This window comes from Pedobacter soli (assembly GCF_900101435.1).
Lineage (GTDB): Bacteria > Bacteroidota > Bacteroidia > Sphingobacteriales > Sphingobacteriaceae > Pedobacter > Pedobacter soli.
The window spans coordinates 270,243-292,157 of sequence record NZ_FMZH01000005.1; the positions used below are offsets into that span (position 1 = coordinate 270,243).

At 40.8% G+C, this 21,915-nt stretch carries 15 protein-coding genes; 11 read left to right on the top strand and 4 right to left on the bottom strand.

What is annotated here, in order from left to right; all coding sequences use genetic code 11:
• Window positions 1-210: 210 nt before the first annotated feature.
• Window positions 211-993 carry a diaminopimelate epimerase gene (dapF, locus tag BLR37_RS13180; protein WP_090769564.1) on the top strand — a complete coding sequence of 261 codons (783 nt, stop codon included), beginning with the start codon at window positions 211-213 and terminating at the stop codon, window positions 991-993.
• A 4-nt stretch (window positions 994-997) separates the two neighbouring features.
• Here the strand turns inward: dapF and BLR37_RS13185 are convergent, their stop codons facing one another.
• A complete protein-coding gene (locus tag BLR37_RS13185; protein ID WP_090769253.1) occupies window positions 998-1,381 on the bottom strand; it encodes a hypothetical protein in 384 nt (127 codons plus the stop codon).
• Window positions 1,382-1,780: 399 nt separating this feature from the next.
• On the opposite strand from BLR37_RS13185, the gene BLR37_RS13190 reads away from it, so the two are divergent.
• From BLR37_RS13190 to BLR37_RS13205, 4 genes are all read left to right on the top strand, one after another.
• Window positions 1,781-2,950, top strand: coding sequence for an efflux RND transporter periplasmic adaptor subunit (locus BLR37_RS13190; RefSeq protein ID WP_090769257.1), 1,170 nt, complete (start codon window positions 1,781-1,783; stop codon window positions 2,948-2,950).
• A gap of 44 nt (window positions 2,951-2,994) precedes the next feature.
• Window positions 2,995-6,171: an efflux RND transporter permease subunit gene (locus BLR37_RS13195; RefSeq protein WP_090769259.1), complete on the top strand. Its 3,177-nt coding sequence runs from the start codon at window positions 2,995-2,997 to the stop codon at window positions 6,169-6,171.
• A 10-nt stretch (window positions 6,172-6,181) separates the two neighbouring features.
• Window positions 6,182-7,582, top strand: a complete 1,401-nt coding sequence (locus tag BLR37_RS13200; RefSeq protein WP_090769261.1) for an efflux transporter outer membrane subunit — start codon at window positions 6,182-6,184, stop codon at window positions 7,580-7,582.
• 413 nt (window positions 7,583-7,995) lie between these two features.
• Window positions 7,996-11,529 (top strand): T9SS type B sorting domain-containing protein, encoded by a 3,534-nt coding sequence (locus tag BLR37_RS13205; protein WP_090769263.1) that lies wholly within the window; start codon window positions 7,996-7,998, stop codon window positions 11,527-11,529.
• Here BLR37_RS13205 and BLR37_RS13210 read toward each other — a convergent pair.
• Window positions 11,526-12,536, bottom strand: coding sequence for a PorP/SprF family type IX secretion system membrane protein (locus BLR37_RS13210; protein ID WP_090769264.1), 1,011 nt, complete (start codon window positions 12,534-12,536; stop codon window positions 11,526-11,528). The two genes, BLR37_RS13205 and BLR37_RS13210, sit on opposite strands and share 4 nt — an antisense overlap.
• 261 nt (window positions 12,537-12,797) lie before the next feature.
• Between BLR37_RS13210 and BLR37_RS13215 the strand changes: the two genes are divergently transcribed.
• The 4 genes from BLR37_RS13215 to BLR37_RS13230 all read left to right on the top strand — a co-directional run bounded on the left by BLR37_RS13215 (window position 12,798) and on the right by BLR37_RS13230 (window position 17,840).
• Complete coding sequence (locus tag BLR37_RS13215) at window positions 12,798-15,689, top strand: DEAD/DEAH box helicase (protein ID WP_090769266.1); 2,892 nt, start codon at window positions 12,798-12,800, stop codon at window positions 15,687-15,689.
• A 204-nt stretch (window positions 15,690-15,893) separates the two neighbouring features.
• Window positions 15,894-16,211: a YgaP family membrane protein gene (locus BLR37_RS13220; RefSeq protein WP_052265985.1), complete on the top strand. Its 318-nt coding sequence runs from the start codon at window positions 15,894-15,896 to the stop codon at window positions 16,209-16,211.
• Between the two features lie 65 nt (window positions 16,212-16,276).
• Window positions 16,277-17,059 carry a 3-keto-disaccharide hydrolase gene (locus tag BLR37_RS13225; protein WP_039472694.1) on the top strand — a complete coding sequence of 261 codons (783 nt, stop codon included), beginning with the start codon at window positions 16,277-16,279 and terminating at the stop codon, window positions 17,057-17,059.
• Window positions 17,060-17,231: 172 nt separating this feature from the next.
• Complete coding sequence (locus BLR37_RS13230; RefSeq protein ID WP_090769268.1) at window positions 17,232-17,840, top strand: TMEM175 family protein; 609 nt, start codon at window positions 17,232-17,234, stop codon at window positions 17,838-17,840.
• On the opposite strand, the gene aat is transcribed toward BLR37_RS13230, so the two are convergent.
• Window positions 17,837-18,472: a leucyl/phenylalanyl-tRNA--protein transferase gene (gene aat, locus BLR37_RS13235; protein WP_090769270.1), complete on the bottom strand. Its 636-nt coding sequence runs from the start codon at window positions 18,470-18,472 to the stop codon at window positions 17,837-17,839. The genes BLR37_RS13230 and aat overlap by 4 nt on opposite strands.
• A 74-nt stretch (window positions 18,473-18,546) precedes the next feature.
• On the opposite strand from aat, the gene BLR37_RS13240 reads away from it, so the two are divergent.
• Complete coding sequence (locus tag BLR37_RS13240) at window positions 18,547-19,989, top strand: DUF1800 domain-containing protein (protein WP_090769272.1); 1,443 nt, start codon at window positions 18,547-18,549, stop codon at window positions 19,987-19,989.
• A gap of 81 nt (window positions 19,990-20,070) precedes the next feature.
• On the top strand, window positions 20,071-21,270 hold the full coding sequence (locus BLR37_RS13245) for a DUF1501 domain-containing protein (protein ID WP_090769274.1): 1,200 nt from the start codon (window positions 20,071-20,073) through the stop codon (window positions 21,268-21,270).
• Between the two features lie 141 nt (window positions 21,271-21,411).
• On the opposite strand, the gene BLR37_RS13250 is transcribed toward BLR37_RS13245, so the two are convergent.
• Window positions 21,412-21,765, bottom strand: coding sequence for a hypothetical protein (locus tag BLR37_RS13250; RefSeq protein WP_090769276.1), 354 nt, complete (start codon window positions 21,763-21,765; stop codon window positions 21,412-21,414).
• Window positions 21,766-21,915: the final 150 nt, after the last annotated feature.

The window sequence follows — 21,915 nt, forward strand, 5'->3', positions numbered from 1 at the left end:
AGTGTTTGTTTCACTTTGATTTAAGCAGAATGCTCCTGCAGTTTTTATCTGCTAAAATTTCTTTCGTTAATTATTCAAATTTAATACCATATAAACGATATTTGCATCATTAGTGCACCCGGTTTTGTGTTAAAAAATGTTAAATCAAAAAAACACGAGGTGCCGGTTACACTTTGCAATTCAAATATTGCACTAAAAGATGAAGCTTTCATGAAAATTAATTTCTATAAATATCAGGGCGCAGGCAACGATTTCATTTTAATAGACCACACCATGAGTCCGTTAAAAAATATTGATAATCAATTAGTTGAACAGCTTTGCCACAGAAGATTTGGCATAGGTGCCGATGGTTTAATGTTCCTGACCAAACACGAAGATTATGACTTTGAAATGCATTATTTTAATGCCGATGGTAACCTGGGCAGTATGTGCGGTAATGGCGGTCGTTGTATTGTCGCTTTTGCCAAACAACTTGGCATTATTGACCGGGAGACAAACTTTTTGGCAGTAGATGGACCGCATTATGCCAGAATTTCAGAAAATGGCGAATGGGTTGATTTGCAAATGATTGATGTTGACACCATTAACAAAGATGGCGAAGCTTATGTTTTAAATACAGGTTCACCTCATTACGTGGCTTTACAAACCGGTTTAAAAGATCTTGATGTTTTTCATGAGGGTAAAAGCATCCGTTACAACGACACCTATAAAACTGAGGGTATAAACGTAAACTTTGTAGAAGATAAAGGCGATCACCTGTTTGTGCGTACCTACGAGCGTGGCGTTGAAGATGAAACCTATGCCTGCGGTACAGGAGTTACTGCCGTAGCCATGGCGATGGCCAAACATAAAAACTTAAGCGGCCACATTAAAACCGATATTAAAGTTTTGGGTGGTGATATTAAAATCGAATTTGATTACGATGGTACTGCATTTACCAATGTTTTTTTATGCGGACCAGCCAAACTTGTTTTTGAGGGCGAAGTGGATTAAATCTTCAGCGTAAATCCTGGTAGTAAAGCGTGTCTGTTTCCGCTAAATTTTGTTTATACTTTTTCACGACAAGAGATTTCACTTTATTCATTTTTTGCAAATTCGACCGCTCTTTTTTGTAAAGCGAGTAATAAGCCTTTGGATAAAAGTCGGCATTTTCATGTAAAGTCATTTTTTGAAAAAGCCGGTGAATCGGATCAAACACCAAAACACTATCCCAAACATTTTGGCTAAACCGGTATTGATAATCGAGTCGGGAAGGATAGGAAATCACCACAACAGAATCGGCATTATTCTGCTTTAGTTTGTAATGATAGTAGTGTGGCGCGCCGGGAATTAAACAGCCCGAGGCAAATAAAACTACAACTAACAGCAAAAGATTTTTCATATCAATAAAGCTAAAAACCGCTGAACATCCCCCCTTTTCATTCTGTTTAAATTGTACATCAGGTAGCGGCTATTGCTCAAAATAAACAACAGTTTTATGCGATAAAATTAACATTGTATTTGCTTATTTAACAGCTTTTAACATCTGTCGCAAGATATTTACAAGTCGGTTTTTTAAATAAAAATCACGCACAAAACACTTAAAAACAATTATTTACTTATATTTAAGTAAATTTTTAATCACCAAATAAATCAATCGATTGATTAAATGACAGAATTTGGACAGATTTATTTTTGGTTAGGCTCTATTTTTGGGCAATTATCGGCGACAATTGAAGTCCATCCTTATTGATAACGCCCTTAATCCGGAAATTTAAATTTAAACACACAGAAATAGTCCATGAGAAAAGTAACAACTCTCTTTTTTAGCATGAGCATTGGTATGCTTCTGGCATCCTGCGGAAATAACGACGAAGCTAAAAAAGCTGCCGCCGCAGCAGCTGCAGGTCCGCAAGCCTACCCCGTATTTACAGTAAACACACAGAACACCACCCTCGATTCAGATTATCCTGCAACGATAGAAGGTATCCAGAATATCGATATCCGCCCGAAAGTTGACGGTTTTATTGAGAAGATATTTGTGGATGAAGGTGCTGTGGTTAAAAAAGGTCAGTTACTTTTTACCATTAATGCCCCCCAATACGAACAGCAGGTAAGAACTGCAAAAGCAGCCATTAGCAGTGCCGAGGCCGATGTAAACGCCGCCCAGTTAATGGTGAATAAAACCAAACCTTTGGTAGATAAAGATATCATCAGTAAGTACGACCTCGATGCAGCGCAGTTAACGCTTCAAAGCAGAAAAGCTGCATTGGCACAGGCAAAAGCAGAGTTGGTAAATGCAAAGGTTAATTTAGGCTATACTTCAATTACCAGTCCGGTTGATGGTGTGGTAGGAAGCATTCCTTTCAGAAACGGAAGTTTGGTTAGCAGCAGCAGCGCACAACCGCTTACTACAGTTTCGAATACTTCGAAAGTTTATGCTTATTTCTCTTTAAACGAAAAACAACTTTTAGATTTCGCAAGCACCTATAAAGGCAAAACACTGGCCGAGCAAATGAAAAATATTCCGCCGGTTAGTTTAGTACTGGCCGATGGCAGTATTTATGCCCAAAATGGTAAAATCGAATCGATTAACGGACAGATTAACACCAATACAGGTTCGGCAAGTTTAAGGGCTACTTTCCCTAACCCGGTTTTCTTACTAAAAAATGGGGCCAGCGCATCAGTTAGAATCCCTCAACATGTTGAAAATGCAATTTTAATCCCTCAAAAATCAACCATCGATTTACAGGGCAAGAAATTCGTTTACATTTTAGGCGACTCAGCCAAAGTGGTAAATACACAGATTGAGGTAATGGAATTAGCCAAAGGCAATTTTTACGTAGTTACCAAAGGTCTTAAAACCGGCGACAAAGTAATTTTAGAAGGTTTCCAATCGTTAAAAGACGGCACAAAAATTAAACCTGAAGAAAAAGCAGCCGATTCAGTTTATGCTGAAATCAAAAAATAACAATTAGTGCAATTCACACTGTATCAGTGTAATCCATATTATTTATGTTTAAGAAATTTATAGACAGGCCCGTTTTATCGACAGTTATATCCATTATAATTGTAATATTAGGTGTATTAGGCCTTGTAACTTTACCCATTTCGCAGTATCCAGAAATTGCGCCTCCGACCGTACAGGTATCTGCGTCGTACCAGGGTGCCAACGCCGATGTGGTAATGAGTAGCGTTGTTGTTCCGCTCGAAGAACAGATAAATGGTGTGGAAGACATGACCTACATGACTTCAAGCGCCAGTAATGATGGTACTGCAACCATCACAGTTAACTTTAAACTAGGCACAAACCCCGATCTGGCAGCTGTAAACGTACAGAACCGTGTAGCCAGGGCAACCAGCTTATTGCCTGCAGAGGTAACAAGATCGGGTGTAATTACCGCTAAAAGACAGGCGAGTAACCTCCTTATTTTTGCCATTTACAGTGACGATCCTTCATACGATCAGAAATTTTTGCAGAACTATGCTAACATTAACATTATTCCCGAAATTAAAAGGATTAATGGTGTAGGTGATGCCAGTGCTTTTGGTACTTTAGATTACACCATGCGGATTTGGCTTAAGCCAGAGGTGATGGCCGTTTATGGCCTGGTTCCAAATGATGTGAATGTGGCCCTGGCCGAGCAGAACATTGAGGCCGCTCCAGGTCAGTTTGGTGAGCAAGGCGGACAAGCATTCCAGTATACTTTAAAATACAGCGGCCGTTTAAAAACCGAAACCGAGTTTAGCAACATCATCATTAAAGCCGATGCCAACGGGCAGATTTTGCGTTTAAAAGATGTGGCCAGAATAGAACTTGGTGCGCAAAGCTATGCCAGTTACGTGAAATTTAACGGTAAACCGGCATTGGGTATTGCCATTAGCCAAACTGCTGGTTCAAATGCGAAAGAAGTAATCGAAAATTCGATCAAAACTTTAGATAAGGCAGCACTTTCTTTCCCTAAAGGTGTGCATTACGAAACTGTTGTTAACGTTAACAACTTCCTTGATGCATCAATCGAAAAGGTAATCCACACGCTGATCGAGGCCTTTATCCTGGTATTCCTAGTGGTGTTTATTTTCTTACAGGATTTCCGCTCAACGTTAATTCCTGCAATTAGTGTTCCGGTGGCGATTATCGGTACTTTCTTCTTTTTAAGTTTATTTGGTTTCACTATTAACTTATTAACCTTATTTGCATTGGTACTGGCCATTGGTATCGTGGTAGATGATGCCATTGTAGTGGTTGAGGCGGTACATGCTAAACTGGATGCGGGTTATACCGATGCCAAAAAAGCTACCAAAGATGCAATGGACGATATCAGCGGAGCCATTATTTCGATTACCCTGGTAATGGCGGCGGTATTTATCCCGGTGAGTTTTATTCAGGGCTCTTCGGGTGTATTTTATAAGCAGTTCGGTTTAACACTGGCCATATCTATCATTTTATCGGCTATTAATGCTTTAACTTTAAGTCCGGCGTTGTGTGCTATGTTTTTGAAACCGCACAAAGACGAGCACGGAAAGGATAAAAACTTTTTACATCGCTTTTACGATGCTTTTAACACTTCATTTGATGCTGTAACGCAGAAATACAAACGTTCGGTAGGCTTTTTAGGTAGAAAAAGATGGTTAGCGGGTTTAGGTATTGCCGTGTTTGCAGTGGTATTGGTTTGGATCATGAATACCACACCAAAAGGTTTCGTACCTAACGAAGATTTGGGAACCATTTTCTCTGATATTTCTTTACCACCATCAACTTCGCAGGAAGAAACAGATAAAATCATTGTAAAAATCAATGATATTGTAAGTAAGGTACCAGAAGTTGAAGCTACCTTCAGGGTAGTAGGCCGGAGTTTAATCAGTGGTTCGGGTAGTTCTTACGGTATGGTTATCGCAAGGCTTAAGCCCTGGGATGAACGCAAAAGGGATGTTAAAGCCATTATTGGCGAGTTATTCGGCAAAGCCAGCGGAATTAAAGGTGCAAAAGTAATTTTCTTTGCTCCGCCAACCATTCAGGGATTTGGTACCGGTGGTGGTTTCGAATTTCAACTACAGGATAAAACCGGTGGTGATATTAAGAAATTCAACGAAATTGGTAATGCATTTTTAGGCGCTTTAAGTAAACGTCCGGAAATTCAATACGCATCAACTTCGTTTAACCCCAATTTCCCTCAGTATCAAATCGATGTTAACGTAGCTAAGATTAAACAGGCTGGCTTAACCGTTAGCGATGTATTGGGCGTTTTACAAGGCTATTATGGTGGTGTATATGCTTCTAACTTTAATAAATTTGGTAAGCAATACCGTGTAATGTTCCAGGCCGATGCCAAATACCGTGCAAATCAGCAAAGCTTAACCAATATTTATGTGCGCAACTCAAGCGGCACCATGGCGCCTGTTTCTGAATTTATTACCTTAGAAAAAGTGTACGGACCGCAGGCAATTTCGCGTTTCAACCTCTACACTTCAATTGCGGTTACAGGTAACCCAAATGCCGGATACAGTTCTGGTGATGCCATTAAAGCAATCCAGGAAGAAGCGGCGATCCACCTTCCAACCGGATATGGATATGAATTCTCTGGTTTATCGCGTGAAGAGGTAAGCAGCGGTAGTCAGACCATTTTCATCTTCCTGCTTTGCGTAATCTTTGTTTACTTCCTGCTTTCGGCACAATACGAAAGTTACATTTTACCATTGGCTGTACTATTCTCGCTGCCAATTGGTTTAGCCGGGGTATTTATTTTCGATAAGATCTTTGGTATTGACAATAACATTTATACGCAAATTACACTGATTATGCTGGTGGGTTTACTGGCCAAAAATGCGATCCTGATTGTTGAATACGCGGTAGACCGCAGGCGGAAAGGCATGAGTATTACCAATGCGGCTATTGATGGTGCTACGGCGCGTTTGCGCCCGATTTTGATGACCTCTTTCGCCTTTATTCTGGGTTTATTGCCGCTAATGCTATCTACTGGTGTGGGTGCATCAGGAAATAAATCGATTGGTACTGGTGCTGTTGGGGGTATGTTAATTGGTACCATATTCGGAGTGTTTGTAATTCCTGCATTGTTTATTGTTTTCCAGACATTGCAGGAAAAAATAAGCAACAAATCTCCTTTTGATGAAGGCATTGACCGCGAGCAAACAGAAGAAGAATACGAGTTAGCGGTTAACGGTCCACATTAATTTTAAAAACATGAAATTTACATATAAGCATTCCATTTTAACCGGTATAGCCATCCTTAGCCTTAGTGCCTGTGTGACCAAAAAGTACGAGCGCCCACAGGTGAAAAGTGAAGGGTTGTACCGCGACAACAATACGACAGATACGGCCTCTATAGCCGACCTGCAATGGAAACAACTGTTTTCGGATACCACTTTACAATCATTAATCCAGCAAGGGATAAATGAAAATTTAGACCTGAAACAGGCCATCGAAAGGATTAAAATTGCCGAGGCAACCTTACAACAAAGCCGGGCGGCATTTTTGCCAAGCTTACAGGCCGATGTAAACGTAACCGATAATAAACAATCACAGGCTGCATTAAACTTTCCGGCAGGGATTAACATTAATTTGGAAACCCAAACCTATAAAGCACAATTGAGCACAGCCTGGGAAGCGGATATCTGGGGCAAATTAAGCAGTGCCAAGCGTGCCGCTTACGCTACCTTATTGCAAAGCGATGCAGCCAAAAGAGCTGTTCAAACCCAGTTAATTGCTACCATCGCCAACAACTATTACACTTTGCTGGCGCTGGATAAGCAACTGGCCATTACCGAAGAAACCATTAGAGTGAGAACCAAGGATGTGGAAACCATGAGAGAGCTTAAACAAGGCGCTGTGGTTAATGGAGCAGCCGTGGTTCAAAGCGAGGCCAATTTATATGCGGCTCAGGTTACTTTACCCGATTTAAAAAGGAGCATAAAGGAAGCTGAAAATGCATTGAGCGTTGTATTAGGTAAAGCGCCAAATGCCATTAACCGTACTACCTTAGATCAGCAAACACCTTATGCCGATTTAAAAACCGGTGTTTCTGCGCAGTTGCTGCAAAACCGTCCGGATGTAATTGCAGCCGAATTTGGTTTCCGTTCAGCTTTCGAAAACACCAATGTAGCCAAAGCCTATTTTTATCCGGCTTTAACCCTTACTGCTTCCGGTGGTTTATCGAGCTTACAGTTGCAGGATTTCTTCAGCAAATCTATTTTCTATAATCTGGTAGGTGGCTTAACCCAGCCTATTTTTGCTAAAGGAGCCAATAAAGCTCGCTTGAAAACAGCGCAAGCCAATCAGCAGATTGCATTTTATAATTTCCAGCAAACGCTTTTAACCGGCGGACAGGAAGTATCAAATGCTTTATTCGCCTACCAAACAGCTGTAGAAAAAGAAGCTACAAGAGCTAAACAAATTGCTTCGTTAACCAAAGCAGTAGATTTTACCAAAGAGTTATTGCGTTATAGCTCGGCTACCAATTATACCGATGTATTAACTTCAGAACAGAGTCTGTTAACTGCACAGTTAAGCGGCATTAACGATAAATTGCAAAAACTACAATCGGTAGTAAATTTATACCGTGCACTGGGCGGTGGCTGGAAATAAGCTATTGCAACAGGAAAAAGAAAGGCATTCTGATTTTTCAGGATGCCTTTTTTGTTTGGCCCTGGTGCTTGCATAAATAGCAGTGCGATTCTAATCGTACATAATATGCATACAGCATTATTATTGTTTCCCGCAGATTAAACAGAAAAAACCGCAGATTAAATATAAGCTTGCGCGCGTTTATAACGCGTGCATGAATAACAGTTCGATTCAATCGAACTTGCCTTTCTTCTTCGTTTGTAATGAGTACCATACTAATCCTGTCTGATCTGCGGTTTGATCCCCTTAAATCTGTGGGAAAATTTTGCTATAAAAATTAATCTCCCCAGGCAAAGCAAAAAATAATCTGGTTTTTTAACTAAAACACTAGCTACTAAAAGTTTATTCGTATTTTGGCCTTACCAAACAATTTTATGCGCCTCTCTAAACTTTTAGCCTTATTTGCAGGCTTATTTTTCTTTCAAAATATTTATGCCCAAACTTATGTGGTAACCAGTAACGCGGATAGCGGCCCCGGTACTTTGCGCGAGGGCTTAACACAGGCTGCTGTAGCCAACAGGGCAACAACCTTTACCATTAACTTTAATTTACCGGGTACCCCAACCGATAATGCTAACCGTACCATCAGGCTCCGCACGGCATTGCCGGTGGTAACCTCAAATGTGATCATCGATGGAACTTCGCAAGCCTCCTGGCCTGCGCTCGGTGTTTCAGGGGCTAAAGTAATTTTAGAACCTGAATATGCCAACACCACCTTTTCAGGCCTGGTTATCGGCCAATATGCCAATACATTAGTCCAAACCACCGGTGTGGAAATTTATGGGCTTTACATCCGTAATTTCGCAACCATAACCAACCTTCAAAATGTAAATATGTTCCAGGGATCGGGTATTGTACTCGATTACCGTGCAAACAACATTACTATCGGGGCACCCGGAAAAGGAAACGTAATCGGTGGCAATATTAATGGCATTGTTGTCCAGAACAGTTCTTTTTTCAGTACAGCGGTAAATACCAAAATAAAGATCCAATCTAATTTAATCGGGGTAATTTATGATGGCATCACCCCCAACACCAACGTAACAGGTATTTCGGCCAATCTTTACGACTGCGGGCTTGATGTGGGTGGTGATAACCCAGGCGAAGGCAACGTAATTGCTGCAAACCGCATCAATGTAGATATTACCCGATCATCCTACTCCAGCAGCGCCAGGTTCGACATCAATGTAATTAACAACAAAATTGGGGTTGATTATACCGGTAAGAAAGATTTCCACGAGCTTCCGCTATTTTTATCGTCTTCAGCCTTAGAAATTTCGGGATTAAAAGTAAACGCAATAAACACTGCGCTTTATGTGCGCAATAACATAATCGGAGGTAACCGCACCACAGGTGTTTCGATTACCAACTCCGACTTTATTTTAACAGGTAACGCCATTGGTACCGATGCAGCCGGCACAGTAGTAATGGGTAACGGCATGGGCGTAAAATTAGAGGCCGGCGCCAGTGGAACTGTAGGTGGTGCAACCCCTGCCGAAGCAAACTTAATTGCCAATAACAACTTCGGATTAGAAACAGTATCGGCCAAACCGGTAAAAGTTACCCGCAACAGCTTTTTCTGCAATAAAAATTTCGGGATCGGGAAAACCCTCACTATCCTTCAACCCTATATCCAGGTCCTCAAAAAACGCAGCGATTATGTTTCTGGCAGGGCTACGCCAAACTCGGAAGTAGAGCTATTTTATACCGTAAATTGTCAGGGCATTTGCGAGGGTAAAACCTATATTGCCACTGTGCAAGCCGGCAGCGATGGGCGCTGGGAGTATAACGGCGCTTTGAGCGGAATGGTTACGGCAACTGCCAGTTTATTAAATGCTACTACCTCTCCTTTCTCTACGGCAGAGTTACTACCCAACGAAGCCATAGTTGAACCGGTTACCTGTAACGCCAATGGATCGATCACTATTCCCGAGCCGCGTGAGGGTTTCACCTTTAGCTGGGTAAAAATAGAAACAGATGGCAGCCGGGTACCCAAAGGTAATACGCAAAGCATATCTAATTTAGATGTGGGCACTTACGAAGTAACGGTTGACGATGGCTGTAAGGCATTTCCAACTGTATTCATCATTAAAGACCAAAAATTAACTAAACCTACCATTTTACCAATTAACCCGGTTTGCGGACAAACATCTTTTACATTTACCGCTGAAGTTTTAAGGGGAAAAGGAGTTTTAAAATACGAATGGATCAATACTGCAACAAATGCTGTAGTGAGCAGAAGCAATCCGGCTAATTTACCAGAAGGCACGTATTATGTAAAAGTCTCAGATGAAGCAAGCTGTTCATTAGATTCAGACCCCATTACAGTAAAAAGAAAACCAAAAATTATTATTACCAGTACCATCGCGCCAAAACATGCTACCTGTGGCAGTCAGAATGGCGCAATTACAGGCTTAAAAATTACAGATTTTACCGGTACTGTGACTTACAAATGGTATAAGCCTGACCCGATCACCGGAGCCCTGGGCGATGTTATCGCTTCAACGCTCGATCTACAAAATGTGGATGGAGGAAATTATACGATTGTGGTATCTGATGAAGGTGAATGTCCATCTACTTCGGCATCATACTTTATCATAACCGATAATACCATTCAAATTAGTGATGCAGGCATTAAGAAAAACGTAACCTGTAATAGCGACAATGGCGCCTTAGGAGGAATTACCTTAACTGACGCGAATGGTTATGAATGGATTGGTCCGGATGGAATTACAATAAAGAAAGGAACTTATTCTGCCGGAACATCTTTATTAATCGAAAATTTAAAACCTGGTTCTTACAGGTTATGGGCTAGCAACAGTAGCTCTACTTGTCCACGTGTGTCCAGAGATTTTGTGATAACTGCAACACCTCCCCCGGTTTATAATTTTTCGCACCGTGAATCGCCAACAACCTGCGGACTTACAAATGGAACTATTGATCTTGATTTTAGCTCTGCACTTCCGTATCGATATGAATGGAAAGATGAAGCTGGCAACATTGTACTAAGCACTAAAACTATTAATTCTATATCGCTCAAAAATTTACCGGGCGGTGTTTATACGATGTATGCTTATGACATTAATAACTGTGCACCATTTGTTATTGGTCCGTACACGATTGAAGTTACCCCATTGCTTACTATAGTTCCAAATACAGGTAAAGCAGTTAAAGATGGTTGTTCTTTGCAAAGAGGTTCTGTTACAGGCGTTCAGGTTATTGGGGGTGTGCCGGGGTACGACTTTAAATGGATAAATGAAGCAGGTGAGGCTGTTCAGTTTACGCAGGATTTAACCAACATTGGTGCAGGTACCTACCGATTAGAAGTGAAAGACAAAACGAGTTGTGGTTACGCCATAAGTGAGCCTTTTACCATTGTTGATGAACCTTTCAAAATTCTGGCCCCGGTTATCAACGATTTGCGCGTTTGTTATGTATCTGATATTGTTTTGCCTGTAATTGCACCAGAAGAGGGAACTTATCAGCTATTTGAAAGAATAGACGACAGCAAACCATTTTTAGAAAGCACCAAGGGTATTTTCAGCTTTAAAGTTGCTAAAACAGCCGATTACTTTGTGCGCAGAAAACTCGGCTCCTGTACCAGCGAGTTTACCAAAGTACACGTAGAGGTAACACACGATAACCTGGAGATCACCAATACCATGACGCCAAATGGCGATGGCATGAATGATGTTTGGCAGGTACGTGGCTTACCTGATTTTAAAGGCACCAATATCAAGGTTTACACCCGTGGCGGGCAACTGGTTTACGAATCTATAGGAAACTATACCAAACCTTTCGATGGCAGATTCAGGGATAAGGAATTACCTGCAGGTGTTTATTATTACGTAATCGATTTAAGGGCCGAATGTAAACCGTTAGGAGGCAGTATTACACTTTTACGTTAAAACTGCCTGCTTGGGCAGGCTACCTGATAACGGTTATTCAGGAGTATGCCCAACACAATTTCGTGCGTGCCATTATTTACCGAGCGTAAGCCCGAAGTATTAACATCATAGGAATAACTGAGGTTAACCAGCGAAGCAATATTAAAACCGGCCAAAAGTGAAAACGAATCGTTATTGCGGAAACTGGTTCCAACCCAGAATTTATCTTTATAGGCAAATTTCAGGTTGGCATCAAAAGTTGCAGGCGCATTGGCCCAATAGCTAATCAACGCTGAGGGAATCATGGCAATATCTTCATCTAAGAATATTTTGTAGCCTGCCGTTCCGTAAAAAGTTGCCGATTGGTATGGACTGCTTTTCACCTGATTATTTACCACGCTATTTTTATTGCCGATTAGTTGCTTCGCCGAAACGCCCGCAAAAAACCTGGGACTATACAACCAAAGTCCGGCGCCAATATCGGGCCTGATTTTGTTGTTGTAATCTGCAGAGAATAACGGATCGCCTGATTCGTCGGCTATAATTCCACGCACATCTACACTGATAGACTTAAAACCACCTGATAAGCCCAATGATAAGTTGATCTCATTGGTAAGGCCAAGATGGTAAGCATAAGTTACATTTACATTTGTTTGCCTTACCAAACCCGCCTTATCTGTCATGGCTACCAAACCAATACCATGATGCGGCTCTGCTGCTGTATAATTATTAACATAACTTCTGCTCATTGGGTTTTCGCCGTTACCAGCAAACGAATTTACATTACTACGCACAAAATCTTCGCCAATGGCTGTGCTTAACGAAAGATATTGTGTACTGGGCGCTCCCTCTAAACCACTCCATTGTTTGCGCAGACCAATTTTTAAGTCGGTATAATTGTCAATACCAGCCAGGGCGGGATTAAGCAGAATGTTATTAAAAATATATTGCGTACTTCTTGGAATTTCTTGCGCATAGCTGCAAAAGCACAGGCAGATAAACAGAGAGAGCGGGTAAAAAAATTTCATTTGGTTTGTTCGGCGTTAAGCTTAACGGCTTTTAACAAACCGTTATACATTGCTAAGATAATAAGTTGTAAGCAATTATAAAGGATTAATATTTACTGGCATTGCAATAGCCTGTTTAGCCAAAGTATTACCATTCAGTTGTTCCTTAAAAATTTCGTTTTTTTTTGTTTCAAAAACCATCAGTTCTTTTGATGTAAACCCAAAATATTGTAAGTTTAAAGTTTTTTAAGCGCTTAGCTTCCAAAAATTTTAATCCCATCAATGTTACGTGTCGATAGTTCCAAAGCCTGTAAAGTAGTGTACTCTTTGTGCAAGCATGAGTATTTGGGCTATTTAATTGAACCACACATCGTTCAGCTAAATCCGCAAGGCGATTTCTCTTTTACTTACCAGCGAATCTTCACTCATACGGCCGAGGAGTTCAACCGTTTCTTAAGCGATATCGATTATAAGCTGATCCGGATTCTGGATGACATTGAGCAGGATTCGGTTATCAAAAAATATTATAAAAAGTTAATCAGGCCAACTGAGTTCTTCACCAAAGTTTTCGACGATAAATTTTACGAAAGCGTACGTCCGAAAATAGAGAAGAAACTGGCTGAAGCTTTAGAATTACTAAAAACCAAAAACGAGCTATATATAATGGATAAAGATGGCTGGCCGGTTGAGCGTAAAATAGAACTCGCTGCCGAACCCGCTTCTATCCTTTTTCACTTCCGCCGAAACGAAACCGAAACGCGTTACTTCCCTACCATCAAGTACCAGAACCTGCGCATCGAGTTTATGTTTAAAGAAGCGCAAATCATCAGCAACAAACCAGCCTGGTTACTGCTTAACGATGTACTGTACTTTTTTGATCAGGATATTGAAGGTAAAAAATTACAGCCCTTTCTGAACAAACGCTATATCGCCATACCCAAAACTACCGAGGCTACCTATTTCGAAAAATTTGTTGCTCCTTTAATCGAGAAGCACCATGTTTATGCCGAAGGCTTTGAAATCAGGACCGAACAGTTTGAAGCCATCCCTGTAATTAAAGTATTGTATGTAGATGGAGGTCTTTCACAAATTCAGCTGTACTTTAAATATGGCGAATATACTTTCCCGGTAGAAAATGCACATAAAGTAACCGTTCGACTGGAAAAAACGGCAGACAATTATATTTTTCACCGCATTAAACGTTCGGCAGACTGGGAGAAAAAACAGTTTAACCTGCTTTTATCGCTCGGATTGAAAAAAACAAGTTCCTTATTCAGTAACCTGGAAGTAATCTCGGGAGAGGAAAATCCGAGTTATGCGGCCATAAACTGGGTAAACGAGCACATTGAGATATTACAGGCTTCGGGTTTTGAAATTGAGCAAGCCACCGGGCAAAAGAAATTTGTGTTTGGGGTAAGTAAAATCGACCTCGAGGTTAAAGAAGAAAACGATTGGTTCGATATCAATGCCGTAGTTTGGTTTGGTAAATACCAGATTCCTTTTCTTTCTTTAAAACAGCATATCCTGCATAAAAAACGCGAATTCCTCTTACCAGATGGCGAAGTGGCCATTATTCCGGATAAGTGGTTTACGCAATACGGCAGTTTATTCAGCCTGGCCGAAACTGGCAAAAGTTTAAAGCTCAAGAAACACCACATCGGCTTAATTAATGATCTTGCCGAAGATAGCCTGGCCAATGTAACACTCGAACGTAAGCTTCAGCGCTTATCTGATTTTGAAGATATTGCCGATACACAAATGCCCGCACATTTTAAAGGCAGTTTACGCGATTACCAGAAAGCCGGCTACAACTGGTTCAGCTTTTTGCGCGAATACAACTTTGGTGGTTGCCTTGCCGATGATATGGGCTTGGGTAAAACCATTCAAACGCTGGCCATGCTGCAAAAAGTAAAAGAAGATGATCAGCTGCAGGGCATCCAAACCTCATCGCTTATTATCATGCCTACCTCTTTAATCTATAACTGGTTAACAGAGGCCAAAAAGTTTACACCAAAACTTAAAATACTGGCGCATACCGGCACCAACAGAAATAAAGATGTGGCCAATTTTGCCAATTACGATATCATTATTACCACTTACGGCGTTACGCGGGTAGATGTGGATGAATTGAAGAACTTTTACTTCAACTACGTAATATTGGACGAGAGTCAGAACATTAAAAACCCTGCCTCCAAATCATTCAAAGCCGTTAGAAGCCTCAAATCGAAACACCGTTTAATTTTGAGTGGTACGCCGGTAGAAAATTCGGTAAGCGATTTGTGGTCGCAGTTAACCTTTTTAAACCCCGGTTTATTAGGCACCCAGGCTTTCTTTTTTGAAGAATACGTGCAGGCTATAGAGAAGAAAAAAGACGAGGAAAAAGCCCGCAAGCTGCAAACTATAATTAAGCCTTTTGTACTGCGCAGAACAAAAGAACAGGTAGCTGCAGAGTTGCCGCCCAAAACCGAGCAGGTTATTTATTGCGATATGAGCGAAGACCAGGCTGCCTATTACGAAAAAACAAAATCGGCTTACCGCAACGATCTGCTGCAAAGTATGGATGATGGAACTTTTGCGCAAAAACAGGTTCAGCTTTTACAAGGCTTAACGGCTTTACGCCAGTTGGCCAATCACCCGGTAATGATCGATGGCGAATACCTATCAGATTCAGGTAAATTCGAAAACGTAATTCATACACTGGATAATGTGCTGAAAGGCGGACATAAAGTTTTGGTTTTCTCGCAATTTGTTAAGCACCTTGATATCTTTAAAAAACATTTCGAAGCCGAAAATATCCCTTTCGCTTATCTGGATGGAGCAACGCGCAACCGGGGCGAAATTGTGGCCGAATTTCAGCAAAACACCGAATTGAAGGTGTTTTTAATTTCGATAAAAGCAGGTGGTGTAGGTTTAAACTTAACACAAGCCGATTACGTTTTTATTCTCGACCCCTGGTGGAACCCGGCCGTAGAGCAACAGGCTATCGACAGGACCCACCGTATCGGGCAGGATAAAAAGGTTTTCATCTATAAGTTTATTGCCAAAGATACCGTTGAAGAGAAAATTCTGGCTTTGCAAAACCGAAAAAAATCGCTGGCCAATTCACTCATTACCACCGAAGAAAGTTTCTTTAAATCGCTGAGTAAGGAAGATATCCGGGAGATTTTAAACTAAGTGAAATGTCATCCTGAATGCAATGATGGATCTTTTTTATCAGGCTATCTTTCAGAGATTCTTCACTGCATTCAGAATGACAGGTTTCCTTAAATGCCCTTAAATGTCTTAGGTGGTAAAAAACTTTATTAGCCTCACAATTTAAATTACTTCAAACTCATTCCCCTCTTACTTGTTGTACTGTAGAACATAAACTCTACCATCATGACAAATCAAGATTTTAACACTGCTGTCAATAATGTAAAAGAAGCCTGGAAATACCCCGAATTGTTTCAGAATGTTTCCAAATCAGAACGCTGGCTATCTGGTGCAACAGGCGCCTACCTCCTTTTCAAAGGCATTACCAGTGTTTTCACTCATCCTGTAATCGGGTTAACGGGTGCAGCCATTGGTGCTGGCTTGTTATACCGCGGTATTACAGGTTATTGCCCTATGCGCGATTTAGCCGAACAAAGAAAAGAAGATATTGCGCCAGATGAAGTTATCATTAGCGAAACCTATGTTGTAGACGATTTGGGGTAATATTTTAAATACCAAATTTCCATTTCTTAATAAACTGGTTAACTTTAAAAAGTTAAACCACAATTATGAACAAATACACACTATTATTTATTCCTGTTTTATTTGCAGGGCAAGCTATGGCACAAGATAAAAAACCAGATCCTGCCAGAGACCCTAAAACCACCGAGGTTTGGGAACCCGTACCTAAGATTGTTACGCCTGGCAAATTGCCACAAGACGCCCCTTCTGATGCCATTATATTATTTAACGGCCGTAATCTGGATGCCTGGCATTCGGTAAAAGATCCATCTAAACCTGCCGCATGGACTATTGATGATGGTTTCTTCACCGTTAAAAAAGGAACCGGCAATATTGAAACCAATAAAAAATTTACCGATTACCAGTTGCACATGGAATGGAAAATTCCGGCCAATATTTCAGGCGAAGGACAGGCACGTGGAAACAGCGGTGTGTTTTTAGCCTCAACAGGTGGCGGAGATGATGGTTACGAAATCCAGATTATGGATGCCTACAACAATAAAACTTATGTTAACGGGCAAACCGGAAGTGTTTACAAACAAGGCATTCCTTTAGCAAACGCCAATAAAAAACCAGGCGAATGGCAATATTACGATATCATTTGGAATGCGCCACGTTTTAACGAAGACGGAACCTTACAAAAACCAGCAAGCGTTACCCTGTTTTTAAACGGCGTGTTGTTGCAAAATGGCTTTGTATTAAAAGGCGAAACCAGATACATTGGCGCGCCTGAGTATAAAAAACATGGTCCGGCATCAATTAAATTACAAGATCACGGCGACCCAAGCCCGGCAATTAGTTTCCGGAATATTTGGGTTAGGGAATTATAATGTTAATCATGGTGCTCGTTTTCAACGAGTATCAACGAAAACAGCGATTTTATCGTTAAATACTAAGTACAACAAAACAATAATGAAACACCTGCAGGCCAAAACTTGCAGGTGTTTATTTTTTATATAAATTAGCTCATAATTGCATCCGGCAGGTTAATGCATACGGTTTATGAACAAAGGCAGATTAGAAGCATTTAGTGATGGCGTAATCGCAATCATCATCACCATTATGGTTTTAGAGATTAAAGTTCCAGAGCACAGCGAAAGTTTGATAAGCCTTAAGCCTTTGATTCCCAAATTCATCAGCTACATTTTAAGTTTTATTTTTGTAGGTATCTATTGGAATAATCATCACCATTTACTGCATGCCATCAAAAAAGTGAGCGGAGCCATGTTGTGGGCCAACCTCAATTTTCTGTTCTGGTTATCGCTATTTCCGTTTGCTGCAGGCTGGATGGGCGAAAATCACTTTGCACTTTGGCCGGTAATTGTTTATGGCGTAGTGTTATTTTTAGCTGCAGTTGCATACACAATATTTGTAATCGTAATTAAACGGACTGAAGGCCGCGATTCTTTAGTAGTACAAGCCATAGGAAACGATTTTAAAGGCAAAATTTCGTTGCTTTTTTACATTGCCGGAATTGGCCTGAGCTTTATAAACCCATGGTTAGGTGTTGCACTTTACTTCTTTGTAGCTTGCATTTGGTTTATCCCCGATAAAAGAATAGAAAAAGCCATGCAAGAACAAGAGTTGAATGATGCCGCTAACAGAGATTAAGCCTGAGCTTGAAGCATTTCCATATACCTTTCACGACTGATCATTTCGGCACCTAAGCTCATTAAATGATCGTTGGGTAACTGACAATCAATCAGTTCAATATTAAGTTCACTTAAAAAAATTAAGGCTGTTTTTGAAGCATTACTCACCTGACTAAACATGCTTTCGCCACAAAAAACCTGGTTTATCTTTAAACCGTATAAACCACCAACCAGTTTATCATCCTGCCAAACCTCTACGCTGTGGGCATATCCGTTCTGATGCAGCCGAAGGTAAGCTTCCTGCATCTCAGTCGTAATCCAGGTACCATCCTGCCCCTTTCTTGGCGCAGTGGCGCAGTTTAAAATCACTTCTTTAAAAGCCTGGTTAAGGGTAACCTTAAATATCCCCTGCTTTAAAACCTGCTTCATGCTTTTGCTGATCTTGATTTTATCGGGATAAATTACACAGCGTTCGTGTGGTGAATACCACAAAATGGGATCTTCTTCGCTAAACCACGGAAAAATACCGTTAGAGTAGGCAATTAATAGCCTTTCCATACTTAAATCACCGCCAACGGCCAGCAAACCATCTTCTTCTGCCAGGGCAGGATCGGGAAAAGCGGGATCATCGGCTAACAGTTGAAAAAACATGGAACGAAAATAAGAAAGAAAACAAAGATTAAACCCTTGTGTTTTAAATAAGTCATACTGTAAAATCGTTAACTATGATCGCCAAAGATAATTTCTTCAAAGTTAAGCATCTTTATAACCGTGCAGGCTTCGGGATTTCATATACCGACCTGGAAAAATTAAGCAAAAAAAATCTCGAAAAAACTGTTGACCGCCTGATCGAAACTTCACAAAAAGACGATCCCATTGCTTTGGTAAACGATTATGAATCGAAGCGGCAGTTATTGGCCCAGGCTGGTTTATACTCGAAAAAAGACCTCACGGATGAGGAAAAGAAAATGCGCCAGCAAATCGTTCGCGAGCAAAATGAGGTAAGCCGCGATCTCAATATTGCTTTTGTAAATAAAATGATCAATACCGATGCGCCGCTAAGAGAGAAAATGACCCTCTTTTGGCATGGGCATTTTGCCTGCCGCAACAACAACCCGTTTTTTGCTCAGCAGTTAAACAACATCCAGCGGGCAAATGCCTTGGGCAGCTTTAAAACACTCTTGGTTGAGGTTTCGAAAGCCCCCGCCATGCTGCAATACCTCAACAACCAGCAAAACCGCAAAGGCAAGCCCAACGAAAATTTTGCGCGCGAGCTCATGGAGCTTTTTACCCTGGGTAGAGGCAATTACACGGAACAAGATATTAAAGAATCGGCACGTTCATTTACCGGCTGGATGTACGATAAAGATGGTTCTTTTATTTTCCGTAAAAATCTGCACGATGATGGTACCAAAACCTTCTTTGGTAAAATTGGCAACTTTGAAGGCGAGCATATTATCGATATCATTTTAGAAAAGCCCCAAACCGCACAATTTATTGCGCAGAAAGTATATAAATTCTTTGTAAACGATACCCCGAACGATGCTCACATTAAAGAACTAGCTACAACTTTTTACAATTCGAAGTATAACATTGCAGCGATGATGAAAAAAATGTTCACTTCTGATTGGTTTTACGCTTCGGAAAATGTGGGTACTAAAATCAAATCACCAGCTGAATTTTTAGTGGGTTTAAGTCGCGAGTTTTATGTTACCTACAACAAACCACAAGTGCTCATTCAGCTGCAAAGCAGTTTAGGTCAGTATTTATTTAACCCACCCAACGTTGCCGGTTGGCCGGGTGGGCAAAGCTGGATCGACAGCTCATCCCTAATGCTCAGAATGCGTATTCCCTCGCTGGTTTTAAACGATGGCGAAATTGATTTCAGTGGCAAGGCCGATCCGGAAGATGAAGCCGTAATTGCCTTGAGCAGAACGGCAACCAGCAATGCAAATGCCAACAACAAACCGAAATCGTACGTAAATGCAAATGCCGACTGGCCAAAATTTTTAAATACGCTGCCAAAAGGCTTAACACCACTGGCACTTACCGAGTTTCTGTTACAACCTAAACTGAATACCAAAATTACCTCAATGGTGAGCGACAATAAAGGTTTACGGAGTACAGCAGTAGAAATTACCAGCATGCCCGAATATCAACTTTGTTAAAAATTGGTTAATAGCTGATGAACTATAGTCAATTGCAGTTTATCAAACACTAAACCTTTGACCACAAAAAGAACTAACAAAATGAACAGAAGAAATTTTTTAAGAAATACAGGTTTTGTTGCTGCAGGCTCGTTATTTGTGCCGGCTTTTATGAAACCGCTTGAAGCCATGGCGCTTGATGAACTCAGCCTTTACAAAAACCTAGTTGTAGTGCAGTTATCGGGCGGTAACGACGGTTTAAATACGGTTATCCCGTATGGCAACGATATTTACTACCAAAAGCGAAAAAGCATTGCCATTAAACCAGAAGAAATAATTAAGCTTAACGATATGCAGGGCTTAAACCCTAACATGGCCGCTTTACAAGAAATCCACGACCAGGGTTGGATGACCATCATTAACGATGTAGGTTACCCCAATCCAGACCGTTCCCATTTTCGTTCGATGGATATCTGGCAAACCGGTAGCGACAGCAACCAGTTTTTATCAACCGGGTGGATTGGCCGTTATTTAGATAGCAATTGCCAAACCTGCAAATTCCCCTATACCGCTATCGAAGTTGATGATTCGCTTTCGCTGGCCATGAAAGGGCAAACCAAAAAAGGAATTGCCTTAAAAGATCCCGCAGCTTTATTCCGCAACACCAACGATCCGTTTTTTAAGGCCATGTTGCAAAATGACAAGGAACATTTAGACGAAGATAATTTAGGCTATTTGTATAAAACCATGATCGAAACTTCTTCTTCGGCCAGTTATATCCAGAATACCTCGAAGATTTATCAATCCAAATCAACTTATCCAAACAGCGGTTTTGCCAATCAGTTAAAAACAGTTTCAAAATTTATTTCTTCGGGGCTCAAAACCCGGGTTTACTATGTTTCGCTGAGCGGCTTCGATACTCACGTAAACCAGATTGGGCAACAAGGTAACCTGCTTAAACAATATAGCGAAGGCATGGCTGCGTTCCTAAAAGATTTAAAATCGAACAATAAGCTCGATGATACTTTGGTAATTACCTTCTCTGAGTTTGGGCGCAGGGTTGAACAGAACGCCAGTAACGGAACTGACCACGGAACCGCCAACAACATGTTCGTGTTTGGTGGAAAATTAAAGAAACAGGGCATTTTTAATGCAGCCCCAAACCTAAGCGATCTGGATACTGGCGATTTAAAATACCAGCTCGATTTCAGGCAGGTTTACGGTACCATTTTAGATAAATGGCTCGATGTAAACAATGCCGATATCCTGAACAAGAAGTTTAATACACTTGATTTTATCTAGGTATCATCTATTAATTGTCATCCTGAGCCTGTCGAAGGACTATTAAAGTGTTTCGACAAGCTCAACATGACAAACTATTTGAATTGTAATACTTAATTTTAGATAAAACGATAGCGCAGTGCCTAAGCCCAGAGCTATTGTTTATTTTCTTTTTAACACGTATACCGGGCGGTTTGAAGTCTGATTTATCTGATCTGTATAAACACTAAACAATTCATAACCGTAATTTTTGAGTTTATTCACGCCATCAAGGGCAGAATTAAATTCCAGGCGTTTACCATTGTCGTCTTTTATACAGACATCATTAAGCTCCGAAACCTTTTGGCCGTACTCCAGTTTAATCCATAATTTATCCTCAAAAGTGCTACTCACTGCAGAAAGCTCAATATAACCAGCTTTAAGTTCGGTTAATCTGATACCATTAACCGTTTGCGCACGCGCAGCAGATAACGCAAAGCAAGCGACCGCAGCCGCAGTAATCCATAATTTTTTCATGTTGTGTTTCTTTTGTGTGTATTCCTAAATTACAAAAGAAAAGCTCAAAAAAAGCCTATATTAGTTTTAATTGCTAACGCTCATGATAAAAATCTTCCTTTTAACTGTATTCTTTTTTTGCATAACACCAGTTGCATTTGCTCAAAAAAG